The 21,070-nt window shown below is 45.5% G+C and carries 18 protein-coding genes and 1 tRNA gene; 3 read left to right on the top strand and 16 right to left on the bottom strand.

Annotated elements, in window-relative coordinates:
- Window positions 1-29: 29 nt before the first annotated feature.
- From MKY92_RS00925 to MKY92_RS00915, 3 genes are all read right to left on the bottom strand, one after another.
- Window positions 30-1,211: a phosphoglycerate kinase gene (locus tag MKY92_RS00925; RefSeq protein WP_036674741.1), complete on the bottom strand. Its 1,182-nt coding sequence runs from the start codon at window positions 1,209-1,211 to the stop codon at window positions 30-32.
- Between the two features lie 151 nt (window positions 1,212-1,362).
- Window positions 1,363-2,370, bottom strand: a complete 1,008-nt coding sequence (gene gap / locus MKY92_RS00920; RefSeq protein ID WP_017691243.1) for a type I glyceraldehyde-3-phosphate dehydrogenase — start codon at window positions 2,368-2,370, stop codon at window positions 1,363-1,365.
- Between the two features lie 110 nt (window positions 2,371-2,480).
- A complete protein-coding gene (locus MKY92_RS00915) occupies window positions 2,481-3,503 on the bottom strand; it encodes a sugar-binding domain-containing protein (RefSeq protein ID WP_339298774.1) in 1,023 nt (340 codons plus the stop codon).
- Window positions 3,504-3,929: 426 nt separating this feature from the next.
- On the opposite strand from MKY92_RS00915, the gene MKY92_RS00910 reads away from it, so the two are divergent.
- A tRNA-Arg gene (locus MKY92_RS00910) sits at window positions 3,930-4,004 on the top strand.
- A gap of 176 nt (window positions 4,005-4,180) precedes the next feature.
- Window positions 4,181-4,777 carry an ATP-dependent Clp endopeptidase proteolytic subunit ClpP gene (clpP, locus tag MKY92_RS00905; protein ID WP_017691245.1) on the top strand — a complete coding sequence of 199 codons (597 nt, stop codon included), beginning with the start codon at window positions 4,181-4,183 and terminating at the stop codon, window positions 4,775-4,777.
- Window positions 4,778-4,945: 168 nt separating this feature from the next.
- Here the strand turns inward: clpP and MKY92_RS00900 are convergent, their stop codons facing one another.
- The 10 genes from MKY92_RS00900 to MKY92_RS00855 form a co-directional block, all read right to left on the bottom strand.
- The gene (locus tag MKY92_RS00900; RefSeq protein ID WP_339298773.1) at window positions 4,946-6,043 is read right to left on the bottom strand and encodes a DUF4163 domain-containing protein; all 1,098 of its coding nucleotides are present in this window, start codon (window positions 6,041-6,043) and stop codon (window positions 4,946-4,948) included.
- A gap of 387 nt (window positions 6,044-6,430) precedes the next feature.
- Complete coding sequence (locus tag MKY92_RS00895) at window positions 6,431-7,183, bottom strand: SIMPL domain-containing protein (RefSeq protein ID WP_074092967.1); 753 nt, start codon at window positions 7,181-7,183, stop codon at window positions 6,431-6,433.
- 156 nt (window positions 7,184-7,339) lie between these two features.
- Window positions 7,340-7,609, bottom strand: a complete 270-nt coding sequence (locus tag MKY92_RS00890; protein ID WP_017691248.1) for an HPr family phosphocarrier protein — start codon at window positions 7,607-7,609, stop codon at window positions 7,340-7,342.
- 254 nt (window positions 7,610-7,863) lie between these two features.
- Window positions 7,864-8,802 (bottom strand): DNA-binding protein WhiA, encoded by a 939-nt coding sequence (gene whiA / locus MKY92_RS00885; RefSeq protein WP_091038642.1) that lies wholly within the window; start codon window positions 8,800-8,802, stop codon window positions 7,864-7,866.
- A gap of 6 nt (window positions 8,803-8,808) precedes the next feature.
- Window positions 8,809-9,795 carry a YvcK family protein gene (locus MKY92_RS00880; RefSeq protein ID WP_017691250.1) on the bottom strand — a complete coding sequence of 329 codons (987 nt, stop codon included), beginning with the start codon at window positions 9,793-9,795 and terminating at the stop codon, window positions 8,809-8,811.
- 13 nt (window positions 9,796-9,808) lie between these two features.
- On the bottom strand, window positions 9,809-10,708 hold the full coding sequence (gene rapZ, locus MKY92_RS00875) for an RNase adapter RapZ (protein WP_047841457.1): 900 nt from the start codon (window positions 10,706-10,708) through the stop codon (window positions 9,809-9,811).
- A gap of 51 nt (window positions 10,709-10,759) precedes the next feature.
- Window positions 10,760-11,710: an ROK family glucokinase gene (locus MKY92_RS00870; protein WP_062837749.1), complete on the bottom strand. Its 951-nt coding sequence runs from the start codon at window positions 11,708-11,710 to the stop codon at window positions 10,760-10,762.
- A 445-nt stretch (window positions 11,711-12,155) separates the two neighbouring features.
- Window positions 12,156-13,187 (bottom strand): AI-2E family transporter, encoded by a 1,032-nt coding sequence (locus MKY92_RS00865; protein WP_036616412.1) that lies wholly within the window; start codon window positions 13,185-13,187, stop codon window positions 12,156-12,158.
- 162 nt (window positions 13,188-13,349) lie between these two features.
- Window positions 13,350-14,309: a thioredoxin-disulfide reductase gene (trxB, locus tag MKY92_RS00860; RefSeq protein ID WP_091012024.1), complete on the bottom strand. Its 960-nt coding sequence runs from the start codon at window positions 14,307-14,309 to the stop codon at window positions 13,350-13,352.
- 172 nt (window positions 14,310-14,481) lie between these two features.
- A complete protein-coding gene (locus MKY92_RS00855; RefSeq protein WP_339298772.1) occupies window positions 14,482-16,215 on the bottom strand; it encodes a tetratricopeptide repeat protein in 1,734 nt (577 codons plus the stop codon).
- A gap of 319 nt (window positions 16,216-16,534) precedes the next feature.
- Between MKY92_RS00855 and MKY92_RS00850 the strand changes: the two genes are divergently transcribed.
- Window positions 16,535-16,984: a hypothetical protein gene (locus tag MKY92_RS00850; RefSeq protein WP_339298771.1), complete on the top strand. Its 450-nt coding sequence runs from the start codon at window positions 16,535-16,537 to the stop codon at window positions 16,982-16,984.
- Window positions 16,985-17,123: 139 nt separating this feature from the next.
- Here the strand turns inward: MKY92_RS00850 and MKY92_RS00845 are convergent, their stop codons facing one another.
- From MKY92_RS00845 to MKY92_RS00835, 3 genes are all read right to left on the bottom strand, one after another.
- Window positions 17,124-18,875, bottom strand: a complete 1,752-nt coding sequence (locus tag MKY92_RS00845) for a hypothetical protein (protein WP_339298770.1) — start codon at window positions 18,873-18,875, stop codon at window positions 17,124-17,126.
- Window positions 18,876-19,139: 264 nt separating this feature from the next.
- Window positions 19,140-20,090, bottom strand: coding sequence for a TIM barrel protein (locus MKY92_RS00840; protein ID WP_339298769.1), 951 nt, complete (start codon window positions 20,088-20,090; stop codon window positions 19,140-19,142).
- Between the two features lie 58 nt (window positions 20,091-20,148).
- Window positions 20,149-21,021: a carbohydrate ABC transporter permease gene (locus MKY92_RS00835; protein ID WP_192136227.1), complete on the bottom strand. Its 873-nt coding sequence runs from the start codon at window positions 21,019-21,021 to the stop codon at window positions 20,149-20,151.
- Window positions 21,022-21,070 lie beyond the last annotated feature (49 nt).

Below are 21,070 nucleotides of genomic sequence, written 5' to 3'. Positions count from 1 at the left end.
AACTCCTTCATGCTATAGACTACTAAAACTTACTTGTCGTTCAATGCCACTACGCCTGGAAGTACTTTACCTTCCATGAACTCGAGCGATGCACCGCCACCTGTAGAGATGTGGTTCATCTTGTCAGCCAATTTGAACTTCTCAGCTGCTGCTGCGGAGTCACCGCCACCAATTACAGTGTAAGCTTCTGTCTCAGCGCAAGCTTCCGCTACTGCACGAGTACCGTGGGAGAATGGCTCGATTTCAAATACGCCCATTGGTCCGTTCCACACAACCAATTTGGAGTTTTTGATTACGTCAGCATAAATCTCACGTGTTTTAGGACCGATGTCGATACCTTCCCAATCTGCTGGGATACCATCGATGTCAACGATTTGTGTGTTTGCTTTCGCACTGAAATCGTCAGACACTACGATATCTACCGGCAGGTAGAAGTTTTTGCCCAATTTTTTCGCTTTTTCGATAAAACCGAGAGCAACATCAAGTTTGGAATCATCCAGCAAGGATTGTCCAATTTCATGTCCTTGTGCTTTGAAGAACGTGTAAGTCAGACCGCCACCGATGATTACGTTGTCTGCAATGTTCAACAGGTTGTCGATTACATCGATTTTGTCCTTAACTTTGGATCCACCAATGATAGCTGTGAAAGGACGCTCAGGGTTGGAGATTGCTTTACCCAACACTTCAAGTTCTTTCTCCATCAACAAACCGGACACTGCTGGAAGCAAGTGAGCGATTCCTTCAGTCGAAGCGTGTGCTCTGTGAGCCGCGCCAAACGCATCGTTAACGAAAACATCAGCCAGTTCAGCAAATTGTTTTGCGAGTTCTGGATCGTTTTTCTCTTCGCCTGCGTGGAAACGAACGTTTTCAAGCAACAATACGTCCCCGTTGTTCAGTTCAGCGATTTGAGCTTTAACAGCGTCACCAACAGAATCGTCAGCTTTAACAACTGTTTTACCAAGCAATTCAGACAAACGCTCAGCTGCTGGAGTCAAACGCAAGGATTCAACCACTTCGCCGTTAGGACGACCCATGTGGCTTGCCAAAATGACTTTAGCGCCTTTTTCAATCAAGAAGTTGATTGTAGGAAGCGTTGCACGAATACGTTTGTCATCTGTAATTTTACCATCTTCGAGCGGCACATTGAAATCTACACGGACAAAAGCCCGTTTTCCTGTCAATTCGATATCGCGTACACTTTTTTTGTTCATCTGTATTTCCTCCGCACCCATGTATTTGGTGGACCAATCAAGAGCTAAAATCCCTTGTCAATCCTGGTGTTTTTGAGAAATTTGCAAAATGTAGATATATAAAGAGCGGAAACAATATAGCATCTGTTTCCGCTCTATGTTATTGCAGATATTACTTAATCATTTTTGCAAAGTGCTCCAAAGTGCGAACCAATTGTGCAGTGTAGGACATTTCATTGTCATACCAAGCTACAGTTTTAACCAATTGTTGGTCGCCAACAGTCAGAACTTTAGTTTGAGTTGCATCAAACAGGGAACCGAAAGTGATTCCTTGGATATCGGAAGATACGATTTCGTCTTCTGTGTATCCGAAAGTTTCTGGATCGGAAGCTTCTTGCATAGCTGCGTTAACTTCTTCAGCTGTTACTTTTTTGTTCAGAACAGTTACGAGCTCAGTCAGGGAACCAGTAGCTACTGGTACACGTTGAGCTGCACCATCAAGGATGCCTTGCAGTTCTGGGATTACCAGTCCGATTGCTTTAGCAGCACCAGTTGTGTTAGGGATGATGTTTTCAGCTGCTGCGCGAGCACGACGGAAGTCACCTTTAGGGTGTGGAGCATCCAATGTGTTTTGGTCGCCAGTGTAAGCGTGAATTGTAGTCATCAAACCTTGAACGATTCCGAATTTGTCTTGCAGTGTTTTTGCCATAGGTGCCAGGCAGTTTGTTGTGCAAGATGCGCCGGAGATTACAGTTTCAGTACCGTCGAGGATTTCATGGTTTACGTTGTAAACGATGGTTTTCATGTCGCCAGTAGCTGGTGCGGAGATAACAACTTTCTTAGCTCCACCTTTCAAGTGTTTCTCAGCTGCTTCTTTAGTTGTAAAGAAACCAGTACATTCCAGAACGATATCTACGCCCAGGTCGCCCCAAGGAAGTTCTTCTGGGTTACGGTTAGCCAATACTTTAACTTCTTTGCCGTTCACTTTGAAGAAGCCATCGTGCACTTCAACATCGCCATCGAAGCGACCTTGAGTTGTATCATATTTGAGCAAATGAGCGAGCATTTTAGCGTCAGTCAAGTCGTTGATTGCTACTACCTCGATGCCTGCTACATTTTGAATACGGCGGAATGCCAAGCGTCCAATACGTCCAAAACCGTTAATACCTACTTTAATCATGAGTAAGTTCCTCCCAAGTTTTGATTAATTTTTTTATGAAACTTATATATTCAAGACAGACGGTGAAGTCCGTCAAGACAACAATAGTTGTGATGCAAAGTAAAACTTTATTACATTTCAGCAACAATGACTTCGGCAGCAGCCTCATCAATAATCAGAATATCTTCCTGACCAAATCGCAACACGGAATGTATAGCAGCAGCTTTGCTTTTGCCACCTGCAATTCCAATCACAACATCGGTTCGTTCAATATCCTGAAGTCGCATACCCAGTGTAAGCATGGTATGTACTACCTCACCCTGATCATTAAAGTAATAACCGAAAGATTCAGATACGGCCCCTTGCTCCTGAAGTTCATCTATAATCTCCGTCGCAAGTTTGCGTCTTTTGGCCATCTCTACGGCATCACCAATTCCATGAATAACAATCCGTGATTGCCTGATCAGCTGCAGAATCTCCTGAACACTAGGGTCCTGGATTAATGATTCATAGGCATGATCACTGAGCAAATCCGGTACATGCAGGAGTTTGTATTGCGCCCCTACCCGTTTTGCCATTGTGGATGCGATCGTATTAGCCTGAATTTCAAGGCTTTCTCCAAGTCCACCGCGTGCTGGTACGAACCAGACACCTTTTAGCGATGTTGGCGGATTTAATTGTTCTGCGACTTCGGCCGTTGTTGAACCGCCAGTAACGGCGACAACGTCGTTGTCAATCATGATATTGCCGAGAGCCTTCGCTCCAGCTCTGCCCAGTTCCCTTTTGGCAAATGGAGAAACGTCCGAATCGCCAGGAACCACAACTACCTTTTGCAGACCGTAGGCTTGCTTGATGCGCTCTTCCAGCTCGGATAATCCGAACAACTCTTTGGCTACGGGCTCTAACTGCTGCAGCAAATCATACCCTGCCTCGCTGATCTTCATTCCTGCACTGTCAATTTCAATAAGTCCCTGAGCCTTTAACAGATCGGTCTCAGCCCTCAGAACCCGCTCGGTCATCTGCATGGAATTAGCTAACGTTCTCCGTCCGATCACATCCGATAACATGATCTGTTGCAGAATCGTATACCTCTTTTTCAAGATATCCATGAGATCAGGCAGAAGCTGCTTTTGTATTTCTAAAATCGTTCGCATGCTTTCCACTCCCGCAAGTTCTCGTTCTAAGCTCTCTTTCGTGGCCCTAAAACGTCCCAGGTTAACTTTTTAAGTCCCACGTCTATTCTACCTAAAACTGACGTGACATGCAAGTGTTTCAACGTGTTATTTCGACACGCATCCAGCGTTTGTACGCGCCTATTTTCACAATCCTAGACTTCCATGATCTAGGACTAGCTCACGCATACCATATATAGAAGAAACAAATGAATTCAATCTACATATCGCTCAGAATGACAATTCATACGGCATGTCCAAAACCTCTAATAGCATTTACTTAAATGCACTCTTTATCCACTCTTCTTCATCATGATCATTTTTAGGTTAATCCAAACCAATACCACAACGAACTGCTTGCAATTAAATATTTCATGAGCTATAATCATTATTGCTGTCACATAATGTGCGCCCGTGGTCCAATGGATATGACGTAGGCCTCCGAAGCCTGAGATCCAAGTTCGATTCTTGGCGGGCGCGCCATTTTTATTTAACAGCTCATAACCCATTTAACCAATGAAACCGGAAAGGTTTCTTTTTTTTGCAAGTTAGTTTGACTTTCTTTGACTTTTTGTTTGGAATTGTTTATTATGTGGGTAATACGGTAACAGTTTAAGTATAAACACCAATAACATTTACATTCCAAGGAGGTTTTTCACGTGAGTTTTATTCCAATGGTCGTTGAACAGAGCAACCGGGGTGAGCGCGCCTACGACATCTACTCCAGATTGCTGAAGGATCGTATTATTTTCCTTGGTAGCGATGTTAATGACGTAGTGGCTAATGCCATTATGGCACAGATGTTGTTCCTGGCTGCGGAAGATCCGGAGAAAGACATTCACTTATACATCAACAGCCCAGGCGGATCGATTACAGCCGGTATGGCGATTTACGATACAATGCAATTCATCAAACCGGATGTATCTACCATCTGTGTAGGTATGGCGGCTTCCATGGGAGCATTCTTGTTGAATGCCGGTGCAAAAGGTAAACGTTTTGCATTACCAAACAGTGAGATTATGATTCACCAACCACTTGGTGGTGCACAAGGTCAGGCTTCTGACATCGAAATCCGTGCTCGCCGCATCCTGAAAATGCGTGATACCTTGAACCGCATCATCTCTGAGCGTTCAGGTCAACCGCTGGAGCGGATTGAGAAAGATACAGATCGTGACTACTTCATGAGTGCTGCTGAAGCCGCCGATTACGGTATCATTGATAAAGTTATCGAAAACGTAGGTTCCCAAGGAATCTAAGATGTGACGTAGACCACGGTCTACGCGTTAACATCATCAACATCCACGTAATCAGCAACACTCCGTGTGTTGCCCATACGCCAAGAAGCCCTCATCACAATTATGATGAGGGCTTCTTTTTTTCCATTTTATAAGAAAGATAACTTAAGAGTGCATAATAATGATTCGTTATTTAGTTCCATTTACATTACTGAAAGGTTCTGTGCCTTTAGGGAGAAGCTCTTTATACGTAAATGGCATTTCAGGGAATCCTTCTGCGTACGCCGTATATTCATACAACTGGAAGAACACAACTACACCCGTTGGTGTCACATAGAAATCTTGATCTTTATTTAACCCTTTATACCCATCGAGGTATCCACCGCGGGCTTTCAGTTGCTCGCCTACTTTTTTACTCAACGTCTCGCGCATGGTTTTGTTATTTTGCAGCACATCATCTAACGTAAGCTCCTTGCCTGTGTCCAGTGCAAAGGTGTGTCCCGTACGGGTGGTCATGCCGTGTGCTCCTGCATAGTCCTCATAACGTTGAGTGATCAAACCTAGCACGCCGTTCTCATTGTAGGTCACGACATACGAAGTTTCAAATGCATATGGACGTTTTGCGGTTGCTCCGCCGAATTCAGTGGTTTGTTTTTTGAAAGCAGCAACAGCCGTATCCACTTCATCTTTGAGCACTTTGTTGATTGCCGTTTCAGCTTCTTTGCTGGCAAGTCCACTCACCTGCGGATATTGTACATCCACTTCAGCATTTTTCACAGTGACATTAACTGTGGCCGCCTTAACTTTCACGCTATTTTGTTTCACCTTGCTGAGTGTCAACGTTTTGGTTTTGGCATCCCAATTCCCCTGTACACCCAGATAATCTCGCATTGCCGAGAATGGAATATATAATCGACCCTGAATCAATTTCGCTTCCACCTGAGGGTAATACCCGTTAATATAGACGTTTGGCTGTCCATCCATCAGGCTAACGGTCATCGCATTGTTGGCTGCTGTTACCGTATATGACTTCGTTTTAGCATCATATTTCAACGTTCCACCCGCTACATCTTTGACTGCTGTCAGCGAGACCCAAGTCGATCCACCTTGGAGAAGTCCTTTTTGAGTCAGTGTTTTCCCACCCGATTTCAGCGTTACCTCAGCTGGGGTTGTCACTTTCGAGGATACAGAAGCCGCCTGTACCGAACTCTCCTGCCATACCGAACCACTACCTACAATAATTCCTGCCGCAAGCAACGCACTTGTCCATTTTTTCCATGATGTCATATATAAAACTCCTCTCTGAATTCACAATTAGGTATCATTGCGTATGTAATCCTGACCGGATCGCATATCTCATACGCTCACCTCTTTATTATAATTAACCCAATTTCGGAAAGGTTTACAGCTCGAGTTACAATGTTGATGAATATCAGGCGGAAAATATAAGGGGATATGACCTTTTTGTCACGAACAACTATACAAAAAAGATACCAATATACAGCATTTCATGTTGCTTCGAATAAAGTTCCCTCCTATCTAACTTCATCAAAGTTTGCATTTCCAACAAAAAAAGACTCTGTCCACAGGACAAAGTCTTTGTCATCATTTCGTTGTACCCATCAAGTGAAACTTGTAAAGGTTACTTGAGCTTATAGCCCGGTTCAATCTTGTTTATTTCATTTCATACGTGATATTCAGGATTGTGCTTACTTTAACCTGGCCTGTTTCAATCTCCGTACCACCTGCTGTATCTTGTGCTTTGGACATTAACGCCTCACTTGCATAGAACACAGGCACATTGGCATCACCTTGGCTTACGGAAAGAACAGCACCCAGTTGACGTTTAACTGCTTTTGCAATGGCGCCTGCTTTCACATCTGCATTGGCAACAGCTTTCTCAATCACTTGGGACTCATAACTTTCCGGGTTCTCTACAGTAAAGCGCACATTTTCAATATTGTTGGCACCCGCACCCGAAGCAGCATCGAGCAACTCGCCGATCTTGTCCATCTCACGATATGTGACAGTCAGCGTATGATGCGCTGTATATCCTTTAATTTGTTGTCCGTCTTTTTCGCTATACGTATAGTTGGGTTGTACAGAGAACTGACTCGTTTGAATGTCGTCTGCACTGATCTTCCACGTATTCTTCAGCAAGTTGGATACCTTTTGAACTTTGGCAGCATTCGCTTTTTGAGCAGATGCAGCTGTCTCTGCAGTACTGTTCACACCAATGGACAGATATGCGATATCAGGCTTCACTTGAATCTCACCTTTACCCACAACATTAATCACATTCTGTTGTACTCCCTGAACCTCTGCAGCGTACGCATAGTTACCTGGTGCAACCCATGCCGTTCCTCCAACAAGCAACGTACTTGCCACCAGCACCGCACCAAACGGTTTCATCCATTGTTTACCCATCACGATAGCCTCCTTATGTGTTAACATCTCAAACTTTAAACGATTTGATACCTTAACAGACGGGACAAATTCCATAATGTTGCACTTGACGATAGCATAAACGTGAAAAACGCAAAAAAGCCCCTTTCGGGACTTCTTCATTGGATTGATCATATCTTATTGGTTTTCGAGCTCTTCCTTGCTTACCAGACTAACTAAAGCGTTTACAGCCTGTTCGGCATCCGCGCCTTCTGCACTAATCTGGATTTCCGTACCTGTACTAATCGCAAGGCTCATGATCCCCATGATACTTTTTGCATTAACTTTTTTGTCGTCCTTCTCGACGAACACTTCAGACGAGTACTTATTCGCTTCTTGAACGAACAGTGCCGCAGGTCTGGCATGGAGACCCGTTTTCAAACGGACAACTACCGGGTGCTTTGTCATGGAAACTTACCCCCTATTATGAAATCTGGACATTAAATACACAATTATATTTATACAACATTATACCATTAACCCGTGCAGGACACTAGAAGAAAAAACTCAGGGTGCTTTGATGGACATTATCTTGCCCTATTTCATCTTTTGCACAGCGCATCCAATGCCCTAAATAAGTCCCCTTGACCCTTAACGGTTGACTTTCCCGACCTTTCTGTTCAGCAGAAACAGCCGACCTTGTTACTTTACCCTACTCCGTCTTAACCATAACGTTCTGTGCGTACTTTCTCAGCCAGCTCATCAATTTTACGAAGCCGATGGTTCACTCCTGACTTGCTAACTGTACCTTTAAGGAGTTCGCCCACTTCCTTCAAATTGATATCTGGATGAGCCAGTCGAACCTCCGCCACTTCGCGAAGCTTCTCAGGCAGCGACTCCAGACCAACTTCCTTTTGCAATAACCGAATATTATCGATTTGTCTTACCGCCGCTCCAATGGTTTTGTTCAGGTTGGCGGTCTCACAATTGACAATTCGGTTAACGGAGTTACGCATGTCTCGCATAATTCGTACATCTTCAAACTTGAACAAGGCCTGATGAGCACCAATGATGCTGAGCAGCTCAATGATTTTCTCGCCTTCCTTAATGTATAGGATGAATCCTTTTTTCCGTTCTATACACCGGGCATTCAGATGAAATTCATTGGCCAGGTCAACGAGTGCCTGACAGTGCTCTTCATACATGGACGCAATCTCCAGATGGTACGAGGAGCCTTCCGGATTATTAACCGATCCACCGGCCAGAAATGCACCGCGAAGATAGGCCCGTTTACAACAATTCTGCTGAAACAACTCCGTATTAATTCCTGGCGTAAACAGAAAACCTTCCGATACAATATGAAGACTGTTGAGAATCTCCTGTACCATGGTTGGAATACGAACAATATATACATTGTTCTTTTTCAGCCGCATTTTTTTGCGGACCAGTAATTCCGTATGCACTTGAAAATGCTTTTTAAGCAGAGAGTATGCCCGTCTTGCAATGGCGGCATTCTCCGTCGAAATATCCAAGATCACTTTTTTATTCGATAACTGCACTGCACCAAGCATACGGATGAGGGCTGAAAGTTCCGCCTTTTCGCAGCACGGTTCGCTCTCGATCATGGTTAACTCTTTTTTGGTCTGTGCTGCAAACGACATGGGACTTCACCTCTTCCGTAACATCCAATTTTGTACCAGTTGGTAGATGTGATGACTTAACTTGTCGGCATCATGACGTAGATAGGTTTTGAACAGAACAAGGGTATCTGCAACCACCTGATAGCCGGCACTTTCGAGTACATTCATATCCAGTACAACCGGTTTTGCTCCTTTTTCCGCATACTTATTCTGTACTTGCAGCGGAATATCACCATTATTTACGATAACATAGTCGAAGAGCTGATGACCGATATGCTCGTGTACCGCCTTAAGGTGGTCACTTACTGTATAGTTATCTGTTTCTCCCGGCTGTGTCATAACATTACAGATAAACATCTTCACCGCATCAGCCTCTACCACAGCCTCAGCCAGCTTAGGTACGAGCAGATTGGGAAGGATGCTTGTATAGAGGCTTCCTGGCCCGATCAGAATGGCGTCAGCTTGACGAATGGCCTCTACTGCCTCTGGCAACGGCTCCACGTGATCCGGTTCAAGGAAAACACGCTTGATGCGCCCACCCGCCTCAGGGATCTTGGACTCACCTGTAATAATTGTCCCATCTTCCATCTCCGCATGCAACACAACGGCCTGCCCGGCTGCTGGCAATACCTCACCTCGAACGGCAAACACGCGGCTAAGCTCCCGCACTGCGGTCACAAAGTCGCCCGAAATATCCGTCATTGCAGCCAAAATCAAATTCCCCAAGCTGTGGCCTGCAAGCCCCGCGCCTGTATTGAAACGGTACTTCAACATATCTGAAAGCAATGGTTCTACATCAGCCAGTGCCGTAAGCACGTTGCGAATGTCGCCCGGAGGCGGCATCTGTAGCTCATTGCGCAGGATGCCTGAACTCCCACCGTCATCTGCAACTGTGACGATGGCCGTGATATCCAGCGGCTTCTCTTTCAAACCGCGCAGCATCACGGATAATCCGGTTCCGCCGCCCATTACAACTATTCTCGGACGTTCTCTTCGTGGTCCGGCCTCTTTCATCCCTTCACCCTCTTCAATGACGGTCCCGGTCAGCGTCGCGATGGCTTACGGTGACAGCTTCAGTCTCGCTGCTTCCCAACATCTTGCCCAAATATTCCGATATTGCTACCGAACGATGCTTGCCTCCGGTACAGCCGATTCCAATAATAACCTGGCTTTTGCCTTCCTTCCGGTATTGCGGAATCAGGAAATGCAGCATATCCAGCAGTTTCGTCAGAAAGGCCTGTGTCTCTGGCCACTTCATAACATATTCGTACACATCACTATTCTGTCCCGTATTCGGTCGTAAATGTTCAATATAATGCGGATTCGGTAAAAAACGTACATCAAATACCAGATCAGCATCAATCGGAATGCCGTACTTAAATCCAAACGACGTTATATTCACTGACAGCATTTGGCTTTCCAGATGAGAAAAGCGGGATATGATGCGTTCTTTCAGTTGAGCAGGCTTCATTGTGCTTGTATTCAGTACCTGAGTCGCAGAGTTTTTGAGTTCCTCCAACATCTTGCGTTCCAGTCGGATGCCGTCCAGCGGCATGCCCTCAGGAGCCAGTGGATGTCTGCGCCTACTTTCTTTGTAACGCTGAACAAGTACAGAATCTGTAGCATCCAGGAATAAAATCTCGCAATGAATGGTAAAATGATCTTTAATATAGTTCAAAGACTCGGACAGAGCCGTAAAGAATTCACGCCCGCGCAGATCGATAACCAATGCAACCTTACCAATCTTGCCGTTTGACTGTTCAATTAGTTCCGCAAATTTCGGAATCAATACCGGCGGCAGATTATCCACACAGAAGAAACCCAGATCCTCCAGGCTTTGTACTGCAATGGTTTTACCTGCTCCGGACATGCCCGTAATGATAATGAGCGTGGCGCCTGTGCCTGGTGAGCCTTCACCTTCAAGCATAAATGTCCCCTCCTTATCATATTGCTGTCTTCATATATTGTTACGAGGTCACTAGGAACGCAAGAGAAGACCTGCCGCACCTACAATACCTGCATTATTACCAAGTGTAGCTTCCAGAATCTGAACCCCTTCTTGGAGTGGTTCCGGTGTCAACTTAGCAAATACGGTACGGATTTCATCGAACAAGAAATTACCTGCTTTGGATACGCCACCACCGATGATGAACATCTCCGGGTTAATGACAGCTGCTACAGTAGCCATGGACTTGCCCAAGTAGAAGGCCGCACGATTCACAATGCGCTGTGCCACTTCATCGCCTGCCTTGGCAGCATCAAATACTTCTTTGGCTGCAATCTTGTCGACCAGAGCCAGTGACGTATGATCACCACGTTCTACTGCATCCTTTGCCATACGGATAATACCCGTTGCAGACGACACTGTTTCAACACATCCCATTTTACCACAACCACACTTGATGGCCTCCAGATCAGGTACAACACTGATATGACCCAGTTCTCCCGCCATACCGGAGAAACCCTGATAGATGTTGCCATTCAAGATCAAGCCTCCGCCAACACCCGTACCGAGTGTATAACATACGCAGTTGTCTACGCCTTTGCCAGCACCTGCCCATACTTCACCCAGCGCAGCCACGTTTGCATCGTTATCTATTTTGATTGGCTTGCCCAGACGTTCTTCCAGAATCGAACGAATGGCCACATTCCGAAATCCGATGTTAGGGGCATGAACGATAATTCCCTCGCGTACATTCGTGAAACCGGCCACTCCAGCACCTACACCCTCAAGCTGTTCCCAGCTGTACGGTGATTCGGCTACGATATGTCGGACATACTTCTCGATGTTGGCGATGACCGTGTCTACGCCCTTATCCACTTCAGTCGGTCCTTCATACGTATGCATTAGCTGACCTTGTTCATCGCATATACCGACCTTGATTGCTGTTCCGCCGAGATCGACCCCAACGTAGATTTTCTCAGACATGCTGCAAGCCACCTTTATCTATCTAAAATAGTTTAAGTCCTACGTACCAACTATAATTGAAGGATACGCCTGGGTCAAGACGATAAGACCTTGCACACATCATGCTTCACCAGGGTTGTGAACCACATCACATAGCATTTTTGAATACGTATACATCCTCATTACCTTCATTTATAAACGCACGCTTTATTCCTTCCTCCATAACAGAGGAAGCCTCAACTCATGATATTGCATCTTCACTCGTTCCATTCATAAAAGATCAACATCGTCCCCTCAGAGTGGTGACTCGTCTTATGCACCCCGCCACCTGTCATTCTCATGCAGAAAGTTATCTAATGACGGTATTGCCAACAAAAAAGTGCCTTCTACATATAGAAGGCACCCTTACTTTTATGAAAATTCTGAAGTTGTAGAGTGGGGGTTAAACTCAGTTGATTTTTCTGCGTTATAACTTCGTTTCCACACGTACCGGCTCTTCTGTCTTCTCCATCTTGTTCACATCCAGAATATCGAGCAGGAAGACAAAGATCGGAATACCAATGATCAGTCCCCAGATCCCCAGGAAGTGTTGCGACAGAATTAGTACGATAAAGGTGTAGAACATTGGCAATTTGGTCTTGTGTGCCATCAGTTTTGGATTCAGGAAGTACGTCTCCAAAGCATGAATAACAATAATCATAATGATTACAATAATGCTTAATTTCAGTCCACCCATCTGATACCCGATCAGACAGAGTGGTACAAGTGAGATGATAACTCCCGCAACGGGAACCAGACTGAGCATGAACACCAGAATAGTCAGAGCGAACAGATACGGGAAGCCCAGAATCCACAAGCCGAGTATCGTCAGCACCGTATTAAACACCGCAATAAGAAGCTGTGCCTCAATGACTTTACCAAAAGAAGACACGAATTTGTCTCCCAGATAAGCCACTTCATTGTAGAACCATCCAATTTTACTTGTTTTGAACTTGGACGTGAACTTGGATATCTCCTGCTTCTGTAACAAGAAGAACAGACTCAGAATGATGACGAGCAGAATAAACTCCAGCCATTTGCTCAAAGCGAAAATATATTTCAATGCATCATTGGTGTAATTTTTAATATCGAAGGATTGAAGATAACCCGCAATTTTGGATGCAAAATTATCACCGTCTGCACTATCCAGAAATTTCATAATCTCGTTGGTCAACTGAACGACCTGATCCACGATCCGTGGTGAATATCTGGAAATGCCAAGCACAATGACTGCGATCACGATCATATAGAGCAGGATGACCACAACTTTATAATTGATCGGAAACAATCGATTCAGACCACCTGTAATGAAATGCTGTAACCTGTTCATGACATATGTCACCAGGAACAACAGCAGAATCATGTGCAGCATACTCCCCATACTGAACAAAATTAAACAGAACAAGAGCAAGATCAAAAACCGTCTCACTGTCGCATTCTGTAACCAATCTTTTATCATTTCCCCCAAAATCTTCACCTCACAGCTAATATGCCCTATATGTATACGAACTCACGCCCACTGTAGTTTCAAAAAAAGAGAAGCCTTCCGGCTTCTCTCATTTCATGAGACTTCCCGTTGTCTCTTATTCCTAACATATGCCTAACTTCAAGCATGTAATGCTTATTTATCCAACGTTTCGCTCCAATCATGTACAATGCTTCCTTCAAGGAACTTCTCACAATCCATCGCGGCCATACATCCTGATCCTGCAGCCGTAATAGCTTGACGATACTTCGTATCTTGAACATCACCACAGGCGAATACACCCGGAATATTGGTCTCCGTTGTTCCCGGTTTAACGACAACATAGCCATGTTCGTCCAGTGTGATCGCATTCCCCAGGAATCCTGTATTCGGTGTGTGACCAATGGCAACGAATACGCCATCTGCTTCGAGCAACTCTTCCTGCCCCGTCTCGTTGTTGCGCACCTTCAATCCTTTGACACCCAAAGCTTCTGGTACGACCTCGAGTGGAGTACGGTTCAGCGCCCACTTCACCTTTTCATTGCTGCGAGCCCGATCCTGCATAATCTTGGATGCACGCAATTCATCCCGGCGGTGAACCAATGTCACGTCTGTTGCAAAACGAGTCAGGAAACTCGCTTCCTCCATCGCGGAGTCTCCGCCGCCCACGACCACGATTTTTTTGCCTCGGAAGAAGAATCCATCACATGTCGCGCATGTACTTACACCACGTCCCACATTTTCCTGCTCACCCGGAATACCGAGATAACGAGCGGAAGCACCTGTGGAGATAATGATCGATTCAGCTTCCAGTTCACCAATTCCTCCAACTTTTACCTTGAAGGGTGGTTTGCTGAAATCAACCTCTTCTACCCAACCGTTTTTGAATTCTGCTCCAAAACGTTCAGCTTGCTTACGCATGTTGTCCATCAGTTCCGGACCCATGATACCTTGCGGGAAACCGGGGAAATTCTCAACTTCCGTTGTCGTCGTCAATTGACCACCCGGCTGAAGACCTTCGATAACCAGTGGTTTCAGATTAGCACGAGCCAGATATATCGCTGCTGTCAGACCCGCAGGTCCCGTTCCGATCACAATCGTTCTGTATTTAGACATATAGATACAGCCTCCTTAATTAAGGTGAGAATGTGTTGTACTAGCGATGAACTTGCCAAGATGATATCCTACAGGCGTTTACGAGGCCCATTCGTTAAGTTTACCCGTTTTCCCGGTTGTTGTATCCTTCACCTGATGATGTCTTTCTGAAAACGAGTTAAAGCGAACTTTTCTATACAAGTGGTGGCTTGCTGTTACATACCGAATGAATCTGTTTAGCATACTTGCTAACCGTTGATGCCGATATCCCATACCGCTCAGCAATGCTTTGATAGGTAACGGGCCGTCTGTGATTCTTCGTTGCTAAATATTCAAGTCCTGCAGCCCAACCCTCAATCTGCTTCGTACCTGGAACCTCCGGATGTACCCGGGATACATAATCCGTCCAGAGCCGTTCCATCTCTTGCTGCAACTCAGCCTTGGCTTCAGACATCTGTAACGCACGATCAACAACAGCCTGCCAATGGGAGGTTGATCCATTGTCCGATTGCTCTGAAGTGGATTGAACCTTCCCAATAGACTTCAAGGCTACAGGAGAAAAGGGTCGAACCACCTGAGTATTCCGATCCTCATGTTCAGCCGATTTCAATCCGTTCAGTACAGTTTGTGCTACCTCAAGCAGATCCTGTTCTTCTCCAGGCTCTTCAATAAAGGATTGCAGAGCCTGTTGCACCTCATAGTCACCGATCATCCCAAGCGCATGAATAACCTGTAGCTTGGTTGCCCGATCACCATGACGCAATGCCCAGAAGAAGGATGAGCGAATCAGTGGATCATTCTTCATTTCTTCAGGTATGCCACTACCATAGTTCTCCCACTGTCTGAACTGCTCATCAAATGGCAGATGATAGTGATAGCTCAGCTTCTCTGGCTCTTGCTCGCCTTGTTTTACAGCCTCAAGACCTGACAGATAATACCGGGATACTTCGGAACCCGGATCAAGCTTGGACACATGATGCCATAAACGCTCAGCAGCATCGTACCGTTCTGTATTATAAGCCGCCACGGCTGCATAGTGAGCAAGTGCCGGATCAGCAGCTGTCTCTTCGTCCTTGAGCAAACGCCGGAAGTGAACATAGGCCGTATCGTGTTGGCCCAAAATTCCCATCGTTGTCGCCAGTTTGTAGACTTGTTCGTGCTGGAATGGCACGATGACCCGCAATTTCTTGATCAGAAGCAGCACTTGATCAGCCCGGTTCTCATTTTGATGGAAAATGGCCAGATTACAGAGTGCATGCAGATTACCTGGTTCCTGTTCAAGCACTTCGGCAATGGTCTCTTTTGCTTTGGGAAACAGACCCATATAATAGTAGGCGAGTGCCAGATTGTTACGGGCAGCCAAGTAATCAGGATAATCAGAAGACATGCCTTCAAGCAATTCAGCAGCCTGTGCAAATTTTCCTTCTTCCAGTAGTTCCCGTGCCTGATCGTGCTCCACTACACCTTTGCGTGATTTGATTCGATTCAGTTTGGTCGGACGATCCAGCTCATAGTACAGAAGCTCCATCATCTCTTCGGCTTCCGTCATGAACTGACCTTGGGTGTCCTCCTCCAGATAGGTAACAAGTGCTTGCTCGGCTTCCTCAAACCGATCCATATTTGCATAATTGTTCGCCATATAAAAATAACATTCCGTCATTGACGGATCTACCACTTCCAGCACGTTAGCCAGAATGGCATTGGAGGCTTCGTAATCCCCCTTCTCCGATAATATACCCGCCATATTGCAATGATTTACCGGATTTTCCGGTTCGTATTCAACAGCTTTGCGAAAATATTTTAATGCCTTGTCGACATGATTTCGGTCCAGCGAGCGGACAGCTCTTTCAAAGAAGAAAGAAGCATCCAAGTGAATCGGTATAATATTGGCAAGGTGTCCCTCAGCCCGCACTAGCTTGCCCTTCATCTTCCAAGGCACCTCCTCTTTGCATTTCATTCATACTCTTCAGTATACCACATCTTAAGGCCCACTTCTCAATATGTAGTTCATGTCGTTTATGAAAAAAATGCAAAAGAAGGTGATATTCCATTTTGCGGAAACCTATCACCTTTGAGTGTTGTTTATTTAAAGGAAAACCATGTTTACCTAGAGACTCCTACACTCACTTGCCACAGGCTCTCTTTGCAGTATTGCATTAGTCCATCTGTCGCTTACGGACGTCTAACTGGATTCGATCCGGTTATGATAAGACCCATCATTATTATTTTAAGGGGATGTTATATTGATGATCTCGAAGATAAAACCAATTGTATTCATCTTAATCTGTTTGTTTGCTTTGAATGGATGTTCAAAAGATATAGAAAACATAGAAAATCAGTTCACATTAGATGATGTACTGAGAGCGCTCGAGTCTCAAGAACTGGATTTAGTGTCCTTTGGTATAACCGGGTATCCTTTGAAATTAAATGATGTTGTACCTGAGGTGTATTCCGTTGAAGTGCTCATGGAAGAAGAACCATATAGCCCTGAATTTATACATTTTTATATTTTCAATTCTGAAAAGGATCGCATCAACGGGACAAAAGAATTCAATAAACACATGGAAAATGCACATTTCACAACATTCCCTTATCTATATGAGAAAGGAAATATTCTTGTCGTTTACTGGAGCAAAACCAAAGATAACCCTCTGTTCACTAAACCAATCGAAACTGCGTTAAATCAACTGGAATGATATTAGTTCATACATTACTGGACTGAGCTCGACAGTGGGAATATCATTTTAGAAGGTTAATTGCAGTCATTCGTACAAAAAGAAGACCGAGCATTTGGGCTCGGTCTTCTAACTGTTATGGCTTAAAGATCCAATAAATCTAAAGCTTCAACGCCATCGAAGGAGAAAGTGAAATATGAAGGGTCTTATCAAAAGGTGTCATGAAATTGACCAGCACAACCTTGCACTTGTCCGGCAGTTTTGCCTCACGTACCGTTGCCGCCAGATGCCTCAGCTCGCCCCCGGTGATCTCCAGCCAGTCTTCTCCGCAGGTATAGCGTAATGTACCGCCTTTCCACAAATAATGACCCTCACTCGTTTCAATTGCGTCCTCACAGGTCAGTTCACCTTCGCTTCCGAATACAAAGGACAACTGCATCATAATGTCTTCCGGTTCCTGTCCAGATAGATGCATGGTCCATCCGTTTTCCGTTGGCTGTAATTCTGCTCCTACACGGAAGGTCTGCTCATGAGTAAGCTGACGACTCTGATGAGGCAACAAGTACCATGGACTGATGGCTGATGCAGCCGATTCTGGCAGCAGGTTCGCAGGGATTGGGCCGTAGTAACCTTTTTTCTGCTCACCAGTTAGTCGATACCCTTCGGACAGCCTCGTCATTTGCTGCATAGGTACATACCCTGGATTAAAGTAAGAAGCCAGTTGCACAGCCAGCAGGCGCACCTTGCCATGACGAAGCGCGAAGAAAGAAGGAACTTCTGTCATCACAGTCACACTAGTAGCGCCATCCCGAATTCGGGCTACCGGAGCACCAAAATCCGTATGCATCCGACTGTGAGAGATACGTCCGTGATGTCCTACCGAATCCATCTGCTCCAGATATTCTCCCCGGAGAAAATGTTCATTCAGCATGATCTCATACTGTTCCGGTAATGCATCAGTTGCCTCAATTGTCTGCTGAAGCTCAGGCTCAAGCATCAACCGAATGAGCGTATTCACTGAGCAAACTCCAGGATCTGTTAATGTATCTCCCGCCCAGGCTGCCATGCCAGCAAAGAGTGGATCACTGTCCAGCCGCGCCAGAATGGCATACGGCAGATAGTAAGGTGACAGATCATGAACACTGCCCAGATCCTGTCGACCTGAATAGTCCGTAACAATCTCACCTGTAGGATGCACAAGGTACACCATCATGCGAAGATTGAGCCTCACCGGTTCAAGCAGTTCAGGACGATTGAGCAGACGCGCTGCATGAATTAACATGATGTCGCTAACGGCGCTGTATATCCCATTGCTCCGCTCGGTCCACTCTCCATCGGGTGTAATATCCATGCCTTCATCCATCCACTGCTCTGCGCGCTGCACAGCTTCCTCCAGATCAAATAGTTCATGCAGGAAACCAAGCGCCGCGCATAGCACCCAGCGATGATTTGGCGTATGACAGCCTCCCGTTAGCATGGTTGGGATTGTCCGTTCCAGAAACAGCCTCATATTGTCCAATACAGGTTGCAGCGGCTCCCATTCCTGTTGCAGAAGAAGCTGATACAACTGCGAATACCCTACAACGACAAATGCAGTATCCGGAGGGGAATGGTAATTGGTCCAGCCAGGTGATATTGAGCCGTCTTCATGCTGGAAGCGAAGTACATATTCCGTAGCTAACAGCAGTCGATTTAACAATGCCTCATCCCGGTAATAGACGGAGTCCGGATTGGAGATCGCAGCTCCCCAGTAACACATATCCGTGGGCGTTCCTGTCGTATGGTTGACCCAGGCAACACCTGTGAAGGGATCAATTGTCCCTCCATAGTAACGGCTTTCCGGATCAAGCATTTGCCGGGATATGCCTCTTTCTACCGCTCTGTCATTACTGTCCACCAGTTGTTTGTACATGTGCAGTCCCTCCATACCAATGCATTCTCCCGATGTGCAAAGTATGTTGCTTCAGCTCTTCGATTCAAACCGGGAGCTGCTTCCCATACCGCCCGTAACGTGAGTTCATTTTTTCTCGTCTGTATTTATCATATTTTTACAAAAGTCGCTAGAATTCCGTTCTTGTTTCACCAAACTTCATGTGATTTTCATCACCGAGAAAACCGCCGTTCAACACACGTTTTTAACACGCAGAATGTTCCTAACTTCACGGCTCCTATTCTGCTACTCTGCCAATCCAAGCTTCTTCATAAGCAAGTCATGACTCTCGTGGATCTCTTCTGGCTTACAGGCAGACTTTAACTCGTATACCTTCACCTGTGCCCGGCGAATCATAGGCAGATAGGCATCATAGAAATTCATGTCCTTACTGTGTACATAAGGGCACCAGTGGTCAGAGAGACCCAGTGTCTCATGGATATGAACACCAACGATATCATCCATCAAGCCTTGCATTTCTCCCACACTGTCATAAAGGCCCATTCGGTCCATCATGATGGCATGACCGGTATCGTACCAGATACCAACTGGAGCCCCTTTAAGGGCCGTGATGATGGTCTTCGCTTCGGCCAGGGTAGGAATCTGTTGTGGTCTGGATCTTGTCTCGATTCCGAAACGAACATCCAGACCTTTGGCTGCAGCTCGATTACAGACCTCATCCAGGCTAACAATAATCTTTTGTACATAACCGGAGCTGAGTGTCTCCCGCCGTTCCATCAGTTCTGCCCATTTGCTGCGATACTTCGGGGAATCCGGCCCTTCCTCGTGATAGAGCTTTCCAAGATCTTTGCTGATATCCTCAGGAAAAGGTACTTCCCCAGGGTGTACGACTACAGCTTTAGCACCATAACGATGGGCACATTCTGCCGACTCAACAAGTAACTCTATTGCCCGCTGACGTTTAACCTCATCCTCGAATCCAAGCAGGACTGAATCCGTACCATAATCGGGATCAGGATCATGTGGAAACGTATTATGGACACTGGAGATACCGATGTCTCCGCGTTCAATCATGGGCTCAATCGTCGTGAGCATTTCCTTCGTTACGTTATAGTTGAGCTCGACCTGGCGAAAGCCAAGTTCGGCAATCTCCCGAATCATGGCTTCCCCGACATCATGTTTTCGGATATTCCAGCATGTGGAGAACGAATATATACCCTTATCTATGTGCTGCATCTGTTTTCCTTCTCCTTCCCTCTGGCGAAATGGCTATAACTCTTGCACCAGCCTTAACTCAACCTTTTACCGCGCCAAGCATCGCACCACTGACAAAATACTTTTGCAGCCACGGATAGACGAGCAGAATCGGTACAGTTGCGAATACAACTGTGGCTGCCTTGAGACTTTCCGGAGTCAGTGGTGTGCGGTTAGCACCTTCCATTAATGTAAGCTCACTCACCATATTGTTTTGAACCATTTGGAAGAGCTTCAGTTGTAGCGGATACAACTTGGGATCATTAATATACAAAAGTGAATCTTGGAATCCGTTCCAGCGACCAACCGCATAGAATAGCGCTAATGTGGCAAGTACAGGCATGGATAATGGCAGTATGATTTTGAATAGCGTGTGTACATGTGAGCTGCCGTCAATTTCTGCTGATTCTTCCAGACTTTCAGGAATGCCTCTGAAAAATGAGATCAGGATAATGAGGTTAAATGGACTAACCAGTCCCGGCAAGATCAGTGCCCAGACTGAATTAAGCATGTTTAGATCACGAATGAGCAAATACTCGGGGATCATCCCGCCACTGAAAAACATCGTAATGATGATGACATACATAAAGAGCTTGCGCCCTTTCAATTTTTTCTTGGTTAACGGATATGCAGCAGCAAGTGTGAATAACATGCACAACACTGTGGTTGCCACTGTCAGAATAGTCGTAAAGCCCAGTGAATATAGCATGGATTGATCAGAGAATACTTGAATATACGAATCCCAGTTAAATTCTTTAGGAAAAATGGTCACTTCTCCCGAAGTAATAGCCCGATTAGAACTTAGAGATATCGCAATGGTGTGCAAAAATGGAGCCAGACAAAATATAACAAACAAACTGATAAAGGAGATATTAACGATATCAAAAATCCGATTTGAGGTGCGTTCACTCATATGCGCACAGCTCCTTTACTGATGGTCTATACATACAAGCCGATTGGCG

Source organism: Paenibacillus sp. FSL R5-0623 (assembly GCF_037974265.1).
GTDB lineage: Bacteria > Bacillota > Bacilli > Paenibacillales > Paenibacillaceae > Paenibacillus.
This window is presented reverse-complemented; position numbering and strand designations above follow the sequence as displayed.

Coding starts and splice junctions, on each gene's coding strand:
- MKY92_RS00880 (WP_017691250.1), bottom strand. CDS start 9,795: ATGAAAGAGGCCGGACCACGAAGAGAACGTCCGAGAATAGTTGTAATG.
- whiA (WP_091038642.1), bottom strand. CDS start 8,802: ATGTCGTTTGCAGCACAGACCAAAAAAGAGTTAACCATGATCGAGAGC.
- MKY92_RS00865 (WP_036616412.1), bottom strand. CDS start 13,187: ATGATAAAAGATTGGTTACAGAATGCGACAGTGAGACGGTTTTTGATC.
- MKY92_RS00915 (WP_339298774.1), bottom strand. CDS start 3,503: ATGCGAACGATTTTAGAAATACAAAAGCAGCTTCTGCCTGATCTCATG.
- MKY92_RS00855 (WP_339298772.1), bottom strand. CDS start 16,215: ATGAAGGGCAAGCTAGTGCGGGCTGAGGGACACCTTGCCAATATTATA.
- MKY92_RS00870 (WP_062837749.1), bottom strand. CDS start 11,710: ATGTCTGAGAAAATCTACGTTGGGGTCGATCTCGGCGGAACAGCAATC.
- gap (WP_017691243.1), bottom strand. CDS start 2,370: ATGATTAAAGTAGGTATTAACGGTTTTGGACGTATTGGACGCTTGGCA.
- MKY92_RS00895 (WP_074092967.1), bottom strand. CDS start 7,183: ATGGGTAAACAATGGATGAAACCGTTTGGTGCGGTGCTGGTGGCAAGT.
- trxB (WP_091012024.1), bottom strand. CDS start 14,309: ATGTCTAAATACAGAACGATTGTGATCGGAACGGGACCTGCGGGTCTG.
- MKY92_RS00900 (WP_339298773.1), bottom strand. CDS start 6,043: ATGACATCATGGAAAAAATGGACAAGTGCGTTGCTTGCGGCAGGAATT.
- MKY92_RS00890 (WP_017691248.1), bottom strand. CDS start 7,609: ATGACAAAGCACCCGGTAGTTGTCCGTTTGAAAACGGGTCTCCATGCC.
- MKY92_RS00925 (WP_036674741.1), bottom strand. CDS start 1,211: ATGAACAAAAAAAGTGTACGCGATATCGAATTGACAGGAAAACGGGCT.
- MKY92_RS00840 (WP_339298769.1), bottom strand. CDS start 20,090: ATGCAGCACATAGATAAGGGTATATATTCGTTCTCCACATGCTGGAAT.
- rapZ (WP_047841457.1), bottom strand. CDS start 10,708: ATGCTTGAAGGTGAAGGCTCACCAGGCACAGGCGCCACGCTCATTATC.
- MKY92_RS00850 (WP_339298771.1), top strand. CDS start 16,535: ATGATCTCGAAGATAAAACCAATTGTATTCATCTTAATCTGTTTGTTT.
- MKY92_RS00835 (WP_192136227.1), bottom strand. CDS start 21,021: ATGAGTGAACGCACCTCAAATCGGATTTTTGATATCGTTAATATCTCC.
- MKY92_RS00845 (WP_339298770.1), bottom strand. CDS start 18,875: ATGTACAAACAACTGGTGGACAGTAATGACAGAGCGGTAGAAAGAGGC.